Origin of the sequence: Deinococcus betulae (genome assembly GCF_020166395.1) — a bacterium.
GTDB classification, from domain to species: Bacteria; Deinococcota; Deinococci; order Deinococcales; family Deinococcaceae; genus Deinococcus; species Deinococcus betulae.
In genome coordinates, this window is record NZ_JAIQXU010000007.1 from 101,951 (window position 1) to 119,576 (window position 17,626).

Annotated in this window: 22 protein-coding genes; 14 read left to right on the forward strand and 8 right to left on the reverse strand. The window is 63.7% G+C overall.

What is annotated here, in order from left to right:
* The first annotated feature begins 37 nt into the window (after window positions 1-37).
* The 10 genes from K7W42_RS07550 (at window position 38) to K7W42_RS07595 (ending at window position 9,060) form a co-directional block, all read left to right on the forward strand.
* Window positions 38-2,707, forward strand: coding sequence for a DUF3987 domain-containing protein (locus K7W42_RS07550; RefSeq protein ID WP_224573580.1), 2,670 nt, complete (start codon window positions 38-40; stop codon window positions 2,705-2,707).
* Complete coding sequence (locus tag K7W42_RS07555) at window positions 2,704-3,177, forward strand: hypothetical protein (RefSeq protein ID WP_224573582.1); 474 nt, start codon at window positions 2,704-2,706, stop codon at window positions 3,175-3,177. Before K7W42_RS07550 ends, K7W42_RS07555 begins: the two co-directional genes overlap by 4 nt.
* Window positions 3,174-3,566, forward strand: coding sequence for a type II toxin-antitoxin system PemK/MazF family toxin (locus K7W42_RS07560; protein WP_224573584.1), 393 nt, complete (start codon window positions 3,174-3,176; stop codon window positions 3,564-3,566). Before K7W42_RS07555 ends, K7W42_RS07560 begins: the two co-directional genes overlap by 4 nt.
* A gap of 70 nt (window positions 3,567-3,636) precedes the next feature.
* The gene (locus K7W42_RS07565; RefSeq protein ID WP_224573586.1) at window positions 3,637-3,894 is read left to right on the forward strand and encodes a hypothetical protein; all 258 of its coding nucleotides are present in this window, start codon (window positions 3,637-3,639) and stop codon (window positions 3,892-3,894) included.
* Window positions 3,895-4,089: 195 nt separating this feature from the next.
* Window positions 4,090-5,064, forward strand: coding sequence for a hypothetical protein (locus K7W42_RS07570; protein WP_224573587.1), 975 nt, complete (start codon window positions 4,090-4,092; stop codon window positions 5,062-5,064).
* 563 nt (window positions 5,065-5,627) lie between these two features.
* Window positions 5,628-6,323 (forward strand): hypothetical protein, encoded by a 696-nt coding sequence (locus K7W42_RS07575; RefSeq protein WP_224573588.1) that lies wholly within the window; start codon window positions 5,628-5,630, stop codon window positions 6,321-6,323.
* A gap of 76 nt (window positions 6,324-6,399) precedes the next feature.
* The gene (locus K7W42_RS07580; RefSeq protein ID WP_224573589.1) at window positions 6,400-6,732 is read left to right on the forward strand and encodes a hypothetical protein; all 333 of its coding nucleotides are present in this window, start codon (window positions 6,400-6,402) and stop codon (window positions 6,730-6,732) included.
* A gap of 392 nt (window positions 6,733-7,124) precedes the next feature.
* Window positions 7,125-7,931 (forward strand): ParA family protein, encoded by an 807-nt coding sequence (locus tag K7W42_RS07585; RefSeq protein ID WP_224573590.1) that lies wholly within the window; start codon window positions 7,125-7,127, stop codon window positions 7,929-7,931.
* On the forward strand, window positions 7,928-8,320 hold the full coding sequence (locus tag K7W42_RS07590) for a hypothetical protein (protein WP_224573591.1): 393 nt from the start codon (window positions 7,928-7,930) through the stop codon (window positions 8,318-8,320). Before K7W42_RS07585 ends, K7W42_RS07590 begins: the two co-directional genes overlap by 4 nt.
* Window positions 8,317-9,060 carry a hypothetical protein gene (locus K7W42_RS07595; protein ID WP_224573592.1) on the forward strand — a complete coding sequence of 248 codons (744 nt, stop codon included), beginning with the start codon at window positions 8,317-8,319 and terminating at the stop codon, window positions 9,058-9,060. Before K7W42_RS07590 ends, K7W42_RS07595 begins: the two co-directional genes overlap by 4 nt.
* A gap of 666 nt (window positions 9,061-9,726) precedes the next feature.
* On the opposite strand, the gene K7W42_RS07600 is transcribed toward K7W42_RS07595, so the two are convergent.
* The 5 genes from K7W42_RS07600 to K7W42_RS07620 all read right to left on the reverse strand — a co-directional run bounded on the left by K7W42_RS07600 (window position 9,727) and on the right by K7W42_RS07620 (window position 12,498).
* The gene (locus K7W42_RS07600) at window positions 9,727-10,236 is read right to left on the reverse strand and encodes a hypothetical protein (RefSeq protein WP_224573593.1); all 510 of its coding nucleotides are present in this window, start codon (window positions 10,234-10,236) and stop codon (window positions 9,727-9,729) included.
* Complete coding sequence (locus tag K7W42_RS07605; protein ID WP_224573594.1) at window positions 10,233-10,724, reverse strand: hypothetical protein; 492 nt, start codon at window positions 10,722-10,724, stop codon at window positions 10,233-10,235. The genes K7W42_RS07600 and K7W42_RS07605 overlap by 4 nt, the downstream gene beginning before the upstream one ends.
* Window positions 10,721-11,113: a hypothetical protein gene (locus K7W42_RS07610; RefSeq protein WP_224573595.1), complete on the reverse strand. Its 393-nt coding sequence runs from the start codon at window positions 11,111-11,113 to the stop codon at window positions 10,721-10,723. Before K7W42_RS07610 ends, K7W42_RS07605 begins: the two co-directional genes overlap by 4 nt.
* 76 nt (window positions 11,114-11,189) lie before the next feature.
* Window positions 11,190-11,873: a hypothetical protein gene (locus tag K7W42_RS07615; RefSeq protein ID WP_224573596.1), complete on the reverse strand. Its 684-nt coding sequence runs from the start codon at window positions 11,871-11,873 to the stop codon at window positions 11,190-11,192.
* Between the two features lie 208 nt (window positions 11,874-12,081).
* Window positions 12,082-12,498, reverse strand: a complete 417-nt coding sequence (locus K7W42_RS07620; RefSeq protein WP_224573598.1) for a hypothetical protein — start codon at window positions 12,496-12,498, stop codon at window positions 12,082-12,084.
* A gap of 147 nt (window positions 12,499-12,645) precedes the next feature.
* On the opposite strand from K7W42_RS07620, the gene K7W42_RS23240 reads away from it, so the two are divergent.
* Entirely contained in the window at window positions 12,646-12,876 is a 231-nt protein-coding gene (locus K7W42_RS23240) for a helix-turn-helix domain-containing protein (RefSeq protein ID WP_224573600.1), read from the forward strand.
* 173 nt (window positions 12,877-13,049) lie between these two features.
* Here K7W42_RS23240 and K7W42_RS07630 read toward each other — a convergent pair whose 3' ends face one another.
* Window positions 13,050-13,472, reverse strand: a complete 423-nt coding sequence (locus tag K7W42_RS07630; RefSeq protein ID WP_224573603.1) for a MarR family winged helix-turn-helix transcriptional regulator — start codon at window positions 13,470-13,472, stop codon at window positions 13,050-13,052.
* 126 nt (window positions 13,473-13,598) lie between these two features.
* Here K7W42_RS07630 and K7W42_RS07635 point away from each other — a divergent pair, with 126 nt between their 5' ends.
* From K7W42_RS07635 to K7W42_RS07645, 3 genes are all read left to right on the forward strand, one after another.
* Complete coding sequence (locus tag K7W42_RS07635; RefSeq protein ID WP_224573604.1) at window positions 13,599-14,015, forward strand: DUF1398 domain-containing protein; 417 nt, start codon at window positions 13,599-13,601, stop codon at window positions 14,013-14,015.
* Window positions 14,016-14,151: 136 nt separating this feature from the next.
* A complete protein-coding gene (locus K7W42_RS07640) occupies window positions 14,152-14,592 on the forward strand; it encodes a hypothetical protein (protein WP_224573606.1) in 441 nt (146 codons plus the stop codon).
* A gap of 493 nt (window positions 14,593-15,085) precedes the next feature.
* Window positions 15,086-15,934, forward strand: coding sequence for a DUF817 family protein (locus tag K7W42_RS07645; RefSeq protein ID WP_224573607.1), 849 nt, complete (start codon window positions 15,086-15,088; stop codon window positions 15,932-15,934).
* Between the two features lie 165 nt (window positions 15,935-16,099).
* Here K7W42_RS07645 and K7W42_RS07650 read toward each other — a convergent pair whose 3' ends face one another.
* Both K7W42_RS07650 and K7W42_RS07655 read right to left on the reverse strand, forming a co-directional pair.
* On the reverse strand, window positions 16,100-16,411 hold the full coding sequence (locus tag K7W42_RS07650; protein WP_224573608.1) for a hypothetical protein: 312 nt from the start codon (window positions 16,409-16,411) through the stop codon (window positions 16,100-16,102).
* A 184-nt stretch (window positions 16,412-16,595) separates the two neighbouring features.
* Window positions 16,596-17,036 (reverse strand): hypothetical protein, encoded by a 441-nt coding sequence (locus K7W42_RS07655; protein ID WP_224573609.1) that lies wholly within the window; start codon window positions 17,034-17,036, stop codon window positions 16,596-16,598.
* Window positions 17,037-17,626: the final 590 nt, after the last annotated feature.

Sequence of the window (17,626 nt, forward strand, 5' to 3'; positions counted from 1 at the left end):
ACTCCCGGCACACCACCACCCCCAGCGGGGGGCGCTCATGACCGGCGCTCACGTCATGGCGGCCCCCACGGCGGCCCGCGTTGCCCAGGGTGAGGCGCTCGCCCGCTGGGCGGTGCTCGTGCCCGTTCCTGCAGGCACGAAAGGCCCCCGCGCGGAAGGCTGGGATAAGGACCCCGCCCAGTGGATTACTACCCCGGAACAGGCCCGCGCGTACCTCACGCGGCACCCTGGGGCGGGTGTCGGACTCCTGCACAGTGAGGCGCAGACGGCAACCCTCGACATTGACCATGACGGGGCCGTGCTCGCCCTCGCGGCGGTGGGCGCTGACCTGCAGGCGCTCCTGAACGGCAACCCGTACCGGGTGCGGGGTAAGAAAGGCGAGAAACCCGTGTACCGCGTGCCGGACGGCCTGAGCCTGAAACGGCGGGCGCTGAGCTGGCCTGACCCCAGCGGCAAGAAAGGCCCTGGGGGTCGGGTGCGGCCCGTGACCATCTTTGAACTGAGGGGCGGGCCGGGGTGTCAGGACGTGATGCCGCCCAGTATTCACCCAGAAACGGGCGAGCCTTACGCCTGGGTGGGCCCAGTGCCTGCGTCCCTCGATGACCTGCCCGCCCTACCGGACGTACTGCTGAGCCTCTGGGAACGCTGGGCGGCCCTTGAGCCCGTCATGCGCGCCGCCTGCCCCTGGGCCCCTGCCCAGGCCTCAGAACCGGCAGCGCGTGACCTCGCCCGCCTGGGTAGCGCGGCGGGCGAGCACGGCGGCGGGGTGGTAGACACGTTCAACGCCTCGCGCTCACTTGCCGAGGTTCTGGGCGCTGCAGGGTATACAGGCCCCCAGCGCGGCCCCTGGGTATACCCCGGCAGCTCGACGGGGCAAGCAGGCGTCAGGCTGCGCCCAGAACGCACCCCGCGCGGCGCTGAGGTGGTGATGAGCTGGCACGCGGCTGACCCGTTGGGGGACGGCCTGCCGCGTGACGCCTTTAGCGTGTGGGGGCTCTTAGAGCATGGCGTGAACCTGTACGCGGCCCCCCCTGAGCAGGTGCGCGAGGTGGTGAAGGCTGCCGCGCGGCACCTAGGCTTGCCGGAACCGGAACGGGGCCGCGCTGCCGGGGTCAGACCTGGCACCCCAGCCCTGGACCTGCCCGCGCTTGACTGGGGCGAGGTGGGGCCCCTGCCTGACCTCGCGGCCCCGGTGCCCTGCCTGCCCCCGGAACTGTTGCCCGCCCCGCTCGCCCGGTGGATACAGGCTGAAGCGCGGGCGGCAGGTCTGCCGCTCGAGATGGTGGCCGCCCCCGTCATCGTGGGGGCCGGTGGGCTCATCGGGCACCGGCTCACCCTCAGGAACGCCCGCAACGCCCCAGCGGTGCCCGCGAACCTCTGGGGGGCGATCTGTGGGCCGCCCAGCATCAAGAAAAGCCACGCCCTGAACCTGGGGGCGGCGGCCCTGAACCGTCTGCAGCGCTTCGCGTTTGAGGCGCTCGACGCCCAGCGGGGCGAACTGGACGCCCACCGCGAGAAAGTCACGGCCCACCGTGACGCCCTCGCCCTCAGGGTGAAACATGCCGCCCAGGGCAAAGGCGGGCAGAACGCCCCCACCATGCCCACGGATGAGGAACTCAGCGCGGCCCGTGAAGCGGTGCAGGCGGCAGAGGTGGCCCTCATTCCAGCGCGGTACGTGGTGAACGACTCGACGGTTGAAAAGCTGGGCGAGATCATGGCCCAGAACCCGGACGGGGTCACGCTGGTCAAGGATGAACTCACCGGCTGGCTCAGAACGTTTGACAAGGCGGGCCGCGAGGCTGACCGGGCCGCGTGGCTTGAGTTTTGGAACGGCACCGGGTCAGTGACGGTAGACCGCATGAGCCGGGGGACGCTGTACATCCCTAGGGCGTGCGCGGGCGTCATCGGCACCATTCAACCGGGCCCGCTCGCGGTCATGCTGGGCGAGCTGCAGGGCGCGGGGGACGGCTTGCTGCAGCGGTTTCAGGTGTTCATCTGGCCGGATACGTTTCCCCCGTTCAATCAGGCAGCCCAGCGGGAAACTATTCCTCAAGCGGTGCGGGATGAGGCGGCGGCGGTACTTGACGCTCTGCCGGGGCTCACCCTCGACGTGCTCGGCACTGAGGGCGCACCTCTGACTTACACCCCAGAGGCCCAGGCGGTGTACGACGCCTGGGAAGTGCAGAACGCGGCCCAGGCCCGCGACCTGAACCGGGGCGAGGCGTACCGTGCGCACCTGGGGAAACAGCCGCGCACGTTTGCCCAGCTCGCTGCGGTGTTTCATGCGCTGGGCGTGGCAGCGGCAGGCGGGCCCCAGACACACCCCCACCCGGCCCAGGTGGGTGAGGTGGCCGCGCTGCAGGCTCAGGCGTGGTGTGAGTACCTCGCGGCCCACATTGAAAAGCTCTGGGGTGAAGGGCGGCGGCGTGACGTGCTTGACGCCCGCGAGGTGCTGCAGCTCATCGAGCGGGGCCGGGTGCTCGACGGTCAAAAGCTGGGCGAGGTGCGGCGCGTGCTGGCCGACAGTCGCGCTGCCCTTACTGGTGAACGGCTGCGGGCCGCGCTGGGGGTGCTGCAGGCCTGCGGCGCGGTGCGTGTCGAGCGGGGCGAGCCGGGGCCCAAAGGTGGGCGGCCCCTGGAAACCCTGCGGATACACCCGGACGCGCTGCAGGCCCTCGACGTGAGCGGGGCGGGGGGTGAGGCGTGACCTTCAGTTCACCGGCCCTCGACCGGCTGCGGGCCCTGCAGGAGGCTCAGGCCCCAGCGGCACCCCAGCCCACCCCCGGCGCGGCCCCAGCGGTGCCGCCTGCGCCGCTCACGGCTGCGCCGCTGCCCAGTGTGCCCCCAGTGCGGCACCGCCCTACCTCTTGCCCCCCGGCACCGCCTCAGGCCCCCACGCCCCGCCCCCCTGGGCGGCCCAGCATCGAGGCGAGGGCTCACATGGCGGGGCACTGCGGCACCTGCAGGGCGTTCACCCTCGCCCCAAGTGAGGGCCGCTTTATGGGCGTGTGCTCGCACGGACGCGGCGCGTTTGACGCCTGGGCGCGGCACTCGGGGCCGCCAGTGGTAATACATGAGGCGGCCCGGTGCATGACAGAGCCGTTTCCGCGCTGGGCGCTGCGCTCCGGGGTCACGGCTCACCCTGATACGGACATGCCGCGCGGGGGAGGCGCATGACGGGCCCTGACCTCGACGCCTGGAACGCAGAAAAGAAACGGCTCAGTGAACGTGAGGGCCTGCCCCTATTCCGGGCCGGTGAAGTCTGGTGGTGCTCGCTGGGCGTGGGAGTGGGCGTCGAGATCACCGGCAAAGGCGCACAGTTCAGGCGGCCCGTCATCGTGCTCCGCAAGCTGGGCCCCGCCGGGTGCATCGTGGCACCCCTCACCACGCGGCCCCGTGAAGGGGACTGGTTTCACCCGCTCAACTGGGGACAGGGGCCGCGGTGGGTGATGCTGAATCAAATGCGTTTCGTGAGCGCTACGCGGCTCAGTAACCGCATGGTGACGCTGAGCGCGGCCCAGGTAAACGCGGTGCGGGCCTCCCTGCGGGCGTTCTGGCAATTCTGAAATCGTCACCCCCCGCCGTTGAGGGCGGGGGGCTCAGTGGGTTTCCCCAAAATCACAGGGAGTCTACCAAATGACCGGACGAATGAACGGCGTCACCTGGGCTGTGCTCGACGTGTACGCCCAGACCTTAGAAGGGCAGAGTGTTGAGGGCCTGCGCAAGCACCTCAGGCGGGCCGCCCCATTGAAACGCCAGCAGAACACGGCGCGGGTGACGGCGGCGGGCCTGGGCGCACTCGACGAACGCGGCACCCTGACGCCCCAGGGGCTCACGGCAGCGCGGGCCGCTGTAAATCGCCTGAGGGCGGGGCCGCACTGGGGGCAGCCGTGAGGGTGCGGCAGCCTGCAGCAGTAGACCCGTTGATCTGGAAACGCCTGCCGCGCGGGGCGCGGCTCGCCCTTGCCCCCCACTACGCCCGCACCTCAGCGCGGCGTGAGGCCCTACAGCGGGCAGCCCTCAGTCACTCAGAACAGCAGTTACGGCGTGCCCTCGCCATTCTGGAAGGGCCCGCGTCAGGGGGCGAGCATGAAGGGTGAAAGTACAGAACAAACCCCGGCCCAGGTGGGCGAGGTGCTGCCTCCAGAGGGGGACGCGCGGGCCCTGAACGCCCAGACGCACGGCATGACCTCTGAGCAGGTGCCGCCCCATGAGCGGGCCGCTTACCTGGGGCACGTTCAGGCGGTGCGCTCATCGAGCGGGGCGCGGGGGTACCTACAGGAATGCCTATCGGATAGGGCCGCGCTGGCACTGTGGCGGCTCGAGCGGGTGGCGCGGTATGAGGCGGCCCAGGTAAGCGCTCAGCGGCGCAAAGCCCTGCAGGACATTCACACGGGGGATGAGTACGGCCCAGCCGCCCAGGTCACGCGGGCGTATGACGCTCTCTCAAGGCTGACCCACGAAACCCCAGCGGCCCACCGGGCGGCCCCAGACCTCGCGGAACGCGGCGCGGCCCGGCATGACGCCTACGCCCTGACGCTCGACGGCTGGGGGGCAGGGGGCCGCGCTGAGGGGCTCGACGTGAACACTGCCGACCATCTGGGCGCGGCACTCGCGGAACTGTTGCAGAGCAGCGGGGCCCGCGCGGGGGACATGGTGCGGGCCATGATGGGCCGCCCACCCAAACGCGGCGAGGCCCTCAGTGTCGAGGGGGGCGAGTGGGTGTATGAACCGGATGAGGTGCCGGGCCTCTTACAGTTTGCCTGTGAGCGGTGGAGGGATATGGCCCCGCGCATTCTGGGCAGTCTCGCCCAGCGCGAGCGGATGAAAGCAGAGGCGATCAGGGCCGCCCAGCGTGAAGCCCTGGCGGCTGCAGGTGACGCGCTCGCACTCGCAGAGGTGCCGCCCACCCAGGTGCTCGAGAAGGTCACGCGGTATGAGGCACACCTCGAGCGCGTGCTCTACCGGGCCCTGCATGACCTGGAAGCGCTGCGGCGCGAGGCAGAGGGGAAGGATTCACCCGGCCCGCTGCGGGGTGTGCTCGACGCCCAGGGCGAGCTCTGACGCCCAGCGCGGCCCATGCAGCCCCCTGGCGTCACTGCTGGGGGGTATTTTCTGGGTTTCAAACCTGGGAAACCGCGAGCGCGTTTGAAACGCGACCGGCGCGGCGGTGAACACTGAGGGCCGGGAGAATCCGCCAGTGTCAACAGGTGGGCCCCACCCTCGCGGCAGGTTTCTGCCGTGCTGGCCGGTGCCCAGCGGGTGCAGGGCGGGCGTGATTCACGGGGGCGTGTTTCATGCGGGACCGGGAACGTTTGCCGCCGTTCTGGGGGGCGTTTCCTGCAGTTTGGGGCTGCGCTGGAGGGCAGGTGGGGCGGTGCTGGCCTGCAGGGTGCCCAGGTTTCCCCCAGAACGGGGGCAAACGTTCCTCGTTTGCTGCCCCGCGTGCGGCAGGTGGTGGGGGTCTCGCTCTGGTCTGAGCCTAGGCCTCGCTGGGTATGTTTGACCCGGCACCCCTGCAGGCCCCGCGCGACTTGGGGGCGGTGATAGATCCCAAACGGGGCGCGGGTGTTGCGCTGGGTGTGAGTAGCATCGTCCAGGCGTTCTGCGGGGCCGTACCCTGAGGCATGGCAGCGGGCAGAAACTACCAGAGAAAAGGCGACCCGTTCACTCTCAAGGTGCAGCGGGGCGAGGGGCCTCCGTGTGTGCAGCGCTGGGAGCGGCAGGGCACTGGGCGGGTGTACTTTACGCGCGTGCCGGTTCACCGTTGCAGTGTGGTGCGCGTCGAGATGCTGGCCCAGGCGGTGCGTGAGCACACGGCCCGCGCGGGCGAGCTGCACCCCCAGCCGGTGAACCCTGAGCAACTCGCGGGGGTGCTGGTATTCGACTGGACTCCCAGCGCGGCCCGTGTGCGGGTGCTGCCATCGAGTACCGCCCTGCCGAGGCCGGGTACGGTGCGCCTGACCCTGAGCACCTCGCGCACCGGGCGCGGCGGGGTGGGGGTGCGGTTCTGGGTGGTGTGCCCCAGGTGCTCGCGGCCATGCGGGGCGGTGTACGCGAGCACCTGGGGGGCAGCGGGCCGCCTAGATGCGGAGCAGCATGTGACCGGTTGCCGGGCGTGCCTAGGCCTCACGGATGAGTCACAGCAGAGGCATAAGTGCCTCGACTGGGCGGGCGCGGTGGACGGCTCGCGCAAGTACGCCCCCGACCGACTGGGGTGGTACCGGCCCCGCTCCCCCTACACCGTGGCGCGGGCAGCCTACGTATTCCGGGCGAGCTGTGCACGGGCCCTGCCAGGGTTTTTTGAGAAGTCCCAGCGGTGAAGCGTAGGCCGCGCTGGGGGGCTAAGTGTTGTGCAGCTCGCCACCATGCAGAACGTTTAGCGGCACACTTAGAGGGATGAGCAGAGGACGCGGGCGAGTCATGCGGGGTGTACTGGGGGCGCTGGGCGGCCCGGTGAAGCTGAGTACCCCGGAAATCTGCGGGGCCGTCTTTCCGCATGGCGGCACTGCCGCGCACCTGTCGAGCGTGCGGCGAGCCTTGAGGGTGCTGCACGCTGAGGGGGTGGTGTGCTGCCTGGGGGCTGACCTGGGCGGGTTCAAGGTGTGGTGTCTGCGCTCACGGCGGCACCTGTTGGACGCTTACGGACAGCCCCATGGCGGGGTGACACTAGGCGAGTTGCTGGGCACGCGCGGTAACTGGGTGACGCGTGCCCTTCTCTCGAGCCGCTGAACAGAGGGCCAGCTGTACGCGGGCACTGCCGGGGTTCTTTGAGAAACTCGGCCCAGTGGTGTTCGGCATGAAAGCAATCTATTGAGAACGTCCTAGGTTCGACTGGTACATGACCGCGGGGATCCTGTCTGCGTGTAAGATCGTGCTGAGTACGAGGGTCCATTGTTGGATTTTGCTGTTTAGCATGTTTTCACTTTTCGGCGTCTCACACGCCGCTGAACAGCCTCTGGCGAGTTTGACGAGATAGCAAGCCTGATAGCCCTCTCAACCGCGGCAGCCTGTATGGCGGCTAATATCAATCGAGAGTTACAAGAAATTTTAAGAGTATCGAAGAATTGGCTTGCTGGGAATGTTGTTACGTTTTATTGTTGAGCTTGTTTTAGGAGGTAAGAATGGCGGTAGCTGTAGCGGTAGTCAACTTAAAGGGTGGGGTAGGAAAGACGGCGATTTCTGTGAATTTTGCTGCATATTGCGGAATAAATGGTTTGCGGACTCTGCTAATAGATCTTGATCCTCAAACTAATGCCACTCTTTCGTGCATAGATGTAGCGACTTGGCAGAATCATGCCACCAACAAAGGAACGGTAGCTGACCTATTTGGACTTCGAAAGCTCGCCTCGGCACAGGGTAGAAGCAAGATTGCTTCTGAAGTAGTTATGAAGTCCGTGTTTCCACTTGTTGATTTGATCCCATCGCACCTTGACCTGTTTACAATGGATTTAGAAATGTCTGGCGCTACGGCAAGGGAATTTAAAATACAGAAAGCCGTAAGAGAAATAGAGGATAATTACGATGTAATTGTTTGTGATTGTCCACCAAACCTTACTATACCTACTCAAAATGCTCTAGTTCTGTGTTCCAAGTATGTGGTTCCAGTGTCGCCTGACTACCTGTCAGGACTTGGAGTGGGATTGCTTCTGGGTCGTATAGCAGAGTTCAAAGACGATGCTCAGTTAAATATAGATTTAGCAGGAATAGTCATATCTAGGGTTGGTCGCCCTGCTCAACATCGTGAAGAAACCGTGGCTTCTCTGAGGGCTACTTTTGGTGGTGATATATTAACTAATCAAATATCCGAAAGAGTTGCGGTTAGTGAGTCGGCATCTAAAAGTAGATCAATCTATGATTCGAGTGATGCAACTGCCATAGCTGAATTCGAAGCTGTTTCTCTTGAATTAAGAGGAAAGCTGGGAATATGAAAACTCACGAGTTAGCAGATTCGTTGATGATTTTGGCTCGGATTCTTAAGTCCTCACCTAGCGTTGAGGTTTCTGACACTATGCCAATTGAATTGACTCGTCAGGAACAATATGTTGCTCCTGATTTGTCTATCAATCTTCATTCTCTGGCTATGCTATCTAAAGTTGACAAGAAACAGTGGATTCAGCTAATAAGTGAAAACAAATATCCCATAGAGGTCCGTCCACGTGACGCCTCAAGAGATATACTCGGTAAACTGTTACGATATTTGGATGAAAACCCGGATGCAATAGAAAAGCTAAGAGTGAACATTGACCAAAAAGGGTCACGGACTTCCGAAGCACTTGATAGAGCGTTACGGCTACTGTTGCCTGAGAAGAATAGATGACGATCTTTGCAGCAGAGGTGGAAGCAAATTTTCTTGCTTTTGATGCTACTTGGTTTAATGATTTGCCTATTTCATTTGGCGCACTTTCGGCGCAATCTCCAATTTATTTAGAGAGCTATAAAAGAATAACATCGTTACAGGGATGGCAAACTGTCCTTGAGAGTAAAATCTCTTCAGGCAGCTTCGCGTATTTCGTCGAAGCCCATAATGATGCCTTGATGTCTCATGTGCTGGCTCGAGTTGGATCCTGGCGTCTTGCTTTAAAGTCATTACGCAGTTTGATGGAGAATACGCTGAAGTGCTTATATTATAAAGATCATCCAGTAGAACTCGAGCTGTCACATATTGATAAACATAAAATTGGTTTTTCTGAGATGATGGTGTATTTTGAAGCACATCCTTTAATTCGGGGGATTGATGATTCTCTCGTTGGTATTCCGACTATAAAATCGGAATACGCAACTTTATCTAAAGCAGTTCATGGATCTGCTATTTCATTTCGTATGACTGGTGCGGCAGCAATACCTCAATTCTGGAAACCTGACGTCGCGGATTTGGGGCGATGGAGCACAAGAGAGCGTTTGACCATTCATAGTTTAAATTTGATCATGATCTCACTTATGAAAGACGAGATTAATGGAGCGAAAGCAGTCAATGCTCGTAAAGCTATTTCGCTTGGTGCGCCTGCCGCGAAATTTGCTGATATCAAAGTTAAACATGGTGTATCCCTGAGAGTTTAATAGAGAGTTTGATCATTATTGAATTTTGACACACGCATCCTATCAAATGAACAGCGGTGCGCCTATATTCAAAGCGCACCGCTGTTCATTGTCTTTACGCCTGGGCTGCGCTGGGGGGGCCGGAGGTGTCGAGATGTGCGAGCATCTGGGCGGCTCATGAAGTGCAGAGTCAGGCCCTCAAAGGTGGCGGCAGCGTCACTGACGGCCCAGCTTGCCCCCTGTAGGCCAGTGCAAGCCCCTATGACAGCCCCGCGCTCGCGGGCGTCGAGTTGCTGCAAGATATGCACGGCAGCCTGAGGGTCACCGTCGAGAGCGTCGAGAACCTCAGCGGTAGTGGCCTGCAGAACTTCACGCCTGAACTCTGCCGCCCACACGCTAACCACGCAGAACGCAGGCACGGGGCGCGGCTCGATTCGGTGCACCTCTGCGGCGATCATGCCTCCATAAAGCAGAGTGTCTTTGTAGTGAGCGAGCACTGAGCCCCGCTGGGCTGAGTTGAGCGCCTGTACCACGCCCCCAGCTGACGCGGTGCGGCTGGCCTGAGGCCCGCTGAGAGTGGGCACCGCTGCCGGGGGGTAAGCATGTCGAGGGCCTGCAGGCGGGCGTGAAGGTGTTGCACCTGGGCGGTGATGGTGTGGGTGAGCGGGTCATGCTGGGTGTGTTCGGTCATGACTGCCCCTCAAAGCTAGTGAGAAGGGCGGCGAGCTGGGCAAGATCAAACCCCAGCGGGGCAGCGGCGGCGGTGATGAGGTGCGGGGGCAGGGCGTACCCCTGGGCCTCAGAGGTGCCGGTGCGGGCGTAGAGCCACGCCCAGCCGTAGGGGCCCCCCGGCTGCAGGTGCAGCGGTTCATGGCGGCTGAGAGTCACGGGCAGGGCGTGCAGCAACTCGAGCACCGCCCCGGTGCCGATGGGCGTGACAGCCTGTACTGTGAGCACCGGGCGGGGTTTCGTGCTGGGCCGGGGGCGGGCCTCATGGGCGAGCGTGAGGGCGTGCGCAGCGTGGGCGAGGTGTTCAAGCTGCGCGGCAGCGGTGGGGGCCTGCAGGGCGAGCCGGGCGTGTTCACGGGCCGCGCTGATATGCCCAGCACCGGGGCCGGTCAGCTCACCCGCGAGGGCGTCGAGCATGTGCGCGAGCAGCTCGCGCGGCCCGAGGTTCATCATGGCGGCCCCCGTCACGCGCGGCCCCGCTGGGGGTGCAAGGCGGCGAGGTGCTGGGCGTTCCAGTCTGAGGCCCGCTGCAGCTCGCCCAGGGTGCAGTCATTCCCCCACATGAGTGCGAGGCCCTGCCCGTCAGGGCTGGGGACAATGGCCCACACCTCAGGGAAGTCAGGCCGGGCCGCGAGCTGCAGGGCCTCACCCGCGCTAAGCGGCTGGCCGTGCGTGTACCCCGCGAGGTGCTCACCCTGAGGGGCTGGGTAGGGGCCTGCCCAGCCCAGGCCCGTGAGCACCGCCTGACCCGCGCGGGTGTCCGGCTCGACGTGAAACGCCACGGTATGTGGGGCGAGTGGGGGCAGGGTATGCGCGGTGAGCACGTCAGGCCCGCCCACCTGGGCGCGGCGGGTGAACGTAACAGGGCGGGGCAGGGTGAGAGGGCGGGGCCCCGAGGTGTGCAGGGTCACGCGGGCCCGCTCAACATGTACAGCGCTCAAGGTGGGGCGGGTCATGACGCGGCTCCCAGGTTCACCGGCTGCCCGTCATACAGGCCCAGGGCCTCAACGAGTTCACGCAACACGCGCACGGCAGGCACGTCGAGCACCTGCCGCCTGCCGTCATGCTCAACGGTGAAGCGGGCCCCACCCAGGCGGGCGAGCGTGAGGCCCTCGAGTTCGTCCCGTGCGTTTGGCAGCGCTGGGGGGGCGCTGAGGGCCCAACACACCCCGGCAGGCAGCACGGTCAGCGTGACGGTATGCCGGGTGGTGTAGCAGGCGAGCGCGAGCGCGGGGCGGCCTGACGCGGTGAGGCTAGCCGGGATGACCTGAGCGGCGGCGAGGCTCACGGCCCCTGGGATGAGGGCGCGGGGTGAGCGGCGGCCCGGTGTGCGGCCCCCAGTCACTGCAGCTCTCCAGTGAAATGCTTCAGTACAGCGCGCTTCTTGCGCACCTGCCTAGGGGTTGAAGCTTTAGGTGCGCTCACGGCGTTTCTCCAGTCCCCACCAGCGCGGCCTGCACTTGGGGCCACAGCTTGGCAGGGACGTGATAGCCCGCCGGTCCCCCCAGCGCGCCTGTGGTCTGCCCCCGGTATCCAGTCAGCAACAGGGTGCGCGCGCCGTCCGGGTGCACAATAGCCAGAGTATCGGTGGCCGCGTGCAGGGTTCGGGCCTGACCATCTCGGCTCACGAAGTAGGGGCGGCGCACGTTGCGCGCCGGCTCGGCGGGGCGCCATTCGGCCAGCGTGGGCAGATCCGCGGCGGCCACCTCGGTGCGCAGGGCGGGCACGGGCGGCGCCAGCTCGTGGGGCGCGCGGTAAGTCCAGCGCAGGGCACGCAGGGTTCGGGCGCGGTAGGCGTCGCCGTACTCGTCGGCCAGATCAGCGCCGGTCAGAGTGTTCACGATGGCGGCCAGGTCCTCGAACGGCACACCCGCGCGGGCCCAGTGGGCAGCCCACGCGCCGATGAGGGGCGCGGCCAGGGCAGCCAAGTGCTGCTCAGCGGCTCGGGCCTGTGCTCGCCAGGTGAAGCAGGCAGGGCACAGGATCAGCTCCGGTGCCCCTTCGATGGGCGACAGGGGCAGGCCGGGGGCTGCGCCGCAGTCTTCGCAAGTGCTCCAGGGGGCAGGGATGGGGCGAGGGCCTTCGGTGGTCGCTGGGTGGGGCATGGTCGCTTCCTTTGGGGGTCAGGTGGCGAAGGGCAGAGGCCAGGACAGGGCCGCCGGTGAACAGGGCAGCTAGAGGGTGAAGGTGAATGGGTGGGACGGCGTGAACGGCGAAGACACAGCTCAGGTACAGGGCCAGACACAGGCGCGTCATGGAGTGGGGTGTCCTTCGGGACGTGGGGGTGTGAGCCGGATTCACACCCCTGAGGGTTCAGGCCGCCAGGCTAGGGAAGGTGGCGCGCAGGTAGCCCCAGACCTGCCGAGCTTCCCGCTCTGTGAGCGCGGCCAGGCTGGACACGGGGCGCTCTAACGCGGTTTCCGCAAAGCCGCAGTGCTGACCACTGGGCACGCCGGCGCAGGCCATGAGGCGGTGCAGCTTGGCCGCGCGGGGTTTGCCCAGGGGCGCTGGGGCCAGGGTTTGGGCCGTGACGGTCACGGTGTCGGCGCCGCGCAGAATGCGCAGGGCGTCTGCCAGGTCTGCGGGCTGGCCGTTCACGGTGGCCTCGATACCGGCGGGCGTGCGGGTCAGCGTGACGGTGGCCTGCACGGTGCCCCAGTCTTCGCCGTGAGCGCGGCAGTGGGTCTCGGTGGCCCAGGTACGTGTGAGGGCAGGAGTGGTAGTGTGCATAGTGCTCCTCTCTATAGGGGGTGGAGTCAGTCAGGGACGCGGAATCTTGGCGGAAGAAGCGTCTCTTTCTGCTGAATCAATGTTACCAGTTACAGACTACTAGGTCAACAGTAGCCGCTAATCATCTGTAAGTGTTAAGTTTGTGGAATGAACGAAGAGATACGAGCGAAAGTGGATGCCCGCCTGAGAGAGAAGGGGCTGAGCCGCGCCGACCTAGCCCGGGCCACGGGGAAGACGCCGCAGGCTATAACTCGTGCTCTCAACGGCGGTAAAGACAGTGGCAGCGCACCACCCGTGTGGGCCGCCATCCTTGAAGCACTTGATCTGCACTTAACGGTGGAGCCAGAGAAGGGTGAATCAAAAAAAGCGAACTCTTAGCCGTACACGGCTGAATTTCACTGGTTAAATGGTTTAACCCTGGCGCCCCAGCCCTGGCCGGAGGCTGATTTTTATGGCGTATAGAACGCCATTTGCTACAGGACAGGCCATACGTAGGAGCGTCAACATTGCCACTCGACGCTGCCCTGTCAGTTCTTCCGACAGCAGTTCGCTCAGGCAGTTCCCTTGAGTGCTTCATAGCGCTGGAGAGTGGCCGTTAATTGCCGGAGTGCTTGTCGGGTGGCCTCGACTTCGGCTTCCGGCAACCATTCGAGTTGCACCTGATGCGCCTGCGCCGCCGCCGTATTCAGACGGTCCAAGATCGGCTGGCCCTCTTCGGTTAACACCAGCAAGGGTGACGTGCGGTGGTCTGGGTTGGCCTCAAAACGCACGAGCCCGTCCCGTTCCAGGTCCCCCACCACCCGCTGGACGTTCTGGCGGCTGACGCCCATCCGGCGGGCCACCTGCGGCACCGTCAGGCGCTGGGCCGCAATCGTGTACATCGTTTGCCAGCGCACTTGTGTTTGGTGCTCAGTGCCAGCGATCAGTTCCCCCACTCGCCGGGCCGCACCGGCGGCTTCGTAGAGGTCAGCCATGAGGGCATCCATCACATCTGGGCCCGCCCACTCTGATTTGACAACATGTTGCTGTTTCGGCATGATGTTTATATCTTTGCATGACGTTGCCGGGATGTCATGCCTCTTTTCCTCTATGAGGTGCCTATGTCCATGCTTGACCGTCTCGAAGCCGCTCAGCAGCGTGCCGCTACCATCCGCCCTAAGGTCGGCGGCTTCCCCTACCTTGCGGAATGTCTACGCCAGATCGGCGTGCAGCGAGTGGACTGTGATGTCCCTGCTTTCTCCATGCTCTACGTCACAGTGGAAGGGTCGGTGCTAGAACAGGGGCCACCACTCGCCCAAGGCAAAGCCGTGGTGCCGCCCTTCCAAGAGGCTGCCTTGGTGGCTACACTCCGGGCGGATCAGGCCGGCGAAACGACGTTCCCGGAATTTATGGCCGGTAGCTGGCAAGCCGGGATCGTGCGGTATCAAGTGGATCTGAAAGGCCGTACCTGCACTTATATAGGCGTCAACGGCGAGCAGTACATTGAGCATTATCCACACGTTGAACTCCCTAAATAAGCTTCTAAAGCCCCCGCCAAGGGGGCTATTTCGTTTGGGAGATTGTTTCTCCTCAAATGGGAGTGCACTCAATAAAGACATTCAGAATCACCCCTTGTGCTGTGCAACTGCTTCAAAACGATGTAGGCTTTCACGCATGCCGTACATCAAATTGAGTGAACAGATCGAGAAGCTGACCAACGCGCAGCGCAGCGACGCCTTTATCAAGCAGTTCCGTGACGCGGTGCGTGAAGGTAAGATTGACGCCGCTGATCTGCCGAGCCGCTTTGAACTGCCCAAGCAATTCAGCCGCCGAGGCAGTGACGAGACATACAGCAAGACCGTGCGCGATATGGTCTTTGATCACACGCCCGAGTTTGACGCTTGGTTTGACGAAACCAATCAGGGCCTGAACACGGGTCGCCGGGGCAGCAAACCCAAGGCGACGCTGGAGAACATTGAAGCGGGCCTAGTGGACTTTAAAGAACTGGCCGCCGCAACGCGCGCCAAGATTGAAGCCAGTTATAGTAAGGGTCAGGCACTCGGCAAGAGCCGGAGTGGTGGCGCCAAGAAGCCTGGCCGCAAAGCCAAGAAGTAAGACGCTCCTACATGACATGGCCCCCAGAGATGGGGGCCTTCTTTACCGCCATTCACCGCCATCTGCCGCCATTCCGCCCACGCTCGCCAATACATTCCCCGATCTTCAGGCACCGTTCTGCCTCCGCGCCGATCCATAGAGCAGCGATGATGCAGCCATGTCCACAGCACCGCTGCCGCCACTGACCGATGTTCAGGCCCGTATCCTCCGCGCCATGGTACGTGAGGGGGCCAAGAGCGCGGGGGAAGTTCATACAGCGACAGGGCTCAGCGCGGAGCTGACCTTCCTCACCAGCTTGCTCTTCAGTCACGGAGAACAGGCGTGGGAAGCGGCGCTTACGGCCTATGACCATGCGGCTGAACGGCGTTTGGGAACAGAGCCTGGGACGCAGCCTTAGCCGCCGGCTGAGCTCTCCAAGCGAAAGGCGACACCTGTGAGCCAACTCCGTCCTTTGCCTGACGACGCCCGGCCAGAGACGGGACAGGCTGCGCGCATGCCTCGCCCCCTCTGGCGCACGCTCTGGCACTTCACGCTGAGCCAAGTCGCCGCCTGCACCTTTGCCTTCGCCGTGGTCGCCTTGCTCCTGCTGTCCCGCACGCTGCCTCTGGCCCAGTGGGGGGTGCCCCGGTACGATTTCCTGCTGCTCGGCTGCCTCTTGGTGCAGCTGATCTTGGTGACCATTCGCTTCGAGACCATGCGGGAAGCCGGCGTCATTCTGCTGTTTCACCTGCTGGGTTTCTTTCTCGAAGCTTTCAAAGTGGCGCGGGGCGGCTGGGCCTACCCGGAAGAGGCCTGGAGCAAGGTACTGGACGTCCCTCTGTACGCCGGGTTCATGTACGCCAGTGTGGGCAGTTACGTGGCCCAGGCCTGGCGCCGCTGTCAGCTTCAAGTGGAAGGTGTGCCACCACTGCGCGTTCAAGCTGCCCTGATCGCCGCCACATACCTGCATTTCTTCCTGGCGCCCAGTGTGGCGGTCCGGCTGGGGGTGAGTCTCGCCCTGGTGCTGGCGTACCGGCGAGCGGCCGTCACGTTCACTGTGGCGGGCGAAGCCCACCGAATGCCGCTGCTGCTGGCCTTCGTATTGATCGGCGGCTTCGTGTACCTGGCGGAGAATCTGGCAACGGCGCTGGGGGCGTGGGTCTACCCGTATCAAGTGGGCGGGTGGCAGCCGGTGGCGCCGGCCAAATGGTGGGCCTGGGGGCTCATGACCACGCCGGCTTTTCTGGTGGTCTCAGCTCTCAAGACGTGGGAGGCTCGCCGTTCGCTCGGAGTGCTGAACTCGCGTGACGCGGCACAAGCCAGCCCTGGTGAAGAGGAAGGCGCTGGCATTCATCAGGTGTGAACTGTGCAGTGCTACAGTGGCGCCCCTGTGCCCAGAAAGCGCCGCCGTCAACGCTCTTTTCCTCGCCCAAATCCTTGGGTGACACGCCTGAGCACCTTGCTGCTCTGGGTGGATCTCGGCCTCTTAATCATCTTCCTCAAGCAGGCCGGCTCGTAGAGGCGTCTCTTAGAGGCGGTGGGCGCGCATGAATGCTAATAAGGTCTGCCGGACAGCCCACACGGTGCGGGCGGCCTGCAAGAGGGCTTCTTCATCGTGTGGCACCTCAAGTTGCGCCCGCACAGCCGTCAACGGTGCCGTGAGCTCAACGGCCCGCGCCCCAAGTTCACGTGTGCTGTGTGTTTGAATCCTCCAGACCTGCTTCGAAATGGTTTCGATAGACCGGAGGAGATCTGGTGCAGTGCTGCTGTAGACACTCCAGTCCTGGTAATCCAGCACAGGGCGCCCCGCTTCCCGCATGTGCTGAATGATGTTATCCATGAGATCAGGGTCACCGTCTAGGATGCCTAACCCCTGACCAGTCCTCAGGCTGAAGGGGAAATGATATTTCCGCTCTGAATGCGCAATCACCCACTCCGGCGCGGTACCGTCCCAGAGGTAACAGTAATGGTCCAGCTCAGACATGTCCTCAGCTTAGCGAGGTCAGCGGTGTGGGCTGACTTGGTTAATGCGAAGCCTGCCAGGCCGTCACGAGCTGCTGGAAGCCAAGCTCAACCAGTTCGGAGAGTTGCCCCTCCAGATCACCCATACTTCTGACCATGCCGCTCGTGCTGGCTGACCAGATCACGTCTTGCTGCTTGCGCAACTGAAGCTGCACGGTGTACGCGAGCCCTTTGCCTCGCCTCCTCACGTTGATGACCAGATGGGTCCTTACCGCGCAGGCCGTATTGAAGAGATTAAGCGCGTCGCGGTGCCGGTCAGCCACGCCCCAGGTGGTCTCTGACGCGCCCTGCAGAAAAAGATTAGAGACCGGCAGTGAGGTAGAAACCGTCACTCCTTCGCCGGTACAGAGCTGCTGCTCTTTGAGGGCGGCAAGAGGGGAACTGGCGCCGGCTGTGGCAAGCATGAAGCAGCCAGTGAGAATGAGAGGGATCAGACGGGGCATGCGGCCAGGATGACGGCCCAGCGGTGACGCCCTGGTGACAGGGCAGCTGAGGACAGAAAGGGCAGGCAGCCGGGCGGCGGGTATGCCCCTAGTGCCCTCACCCAGCCTTGTACTGTGCATGACCTAGTACCCCACCCTCGGCGACAGGGGTTTTTTGGTGTCAGGTTTTGTCAGGTTCTAGGGGCCGCGCTGGGGTGTGTTTTCTCGCGCTGGGCGCAGCTGGGGCGGCAACCGTCGCCATATGACAATGGTTGAGCACCTGTGGGCCGTTGAAGTGTCGTCATTTGTCTTTATGACCTGGGCCGGGGTGGCGTTTCAAACGCGGCCCTACCTGGGCTCAATTTCGATTTTTTCGCCTTGCGGCCCTGCGTCTGTCTCCCGGTTCACCCTGAGCGAGTAGGAGTAGCACGGGGGGTTTCCGGGGTAGGCGTTTGGGTTTCCGGTTTTCCATAACCTCTACTGTTTTTTGCCGTGCTGATGCAGTGATGGAGTAGCAGCGAGGTTTCGGGGGTTTTTTTGGCACCTATAAACTTATGCGCTCTGGGCCGCGCTAGGTGGGCACCTGGGGATGCCGTGCTAGACGGTAAATA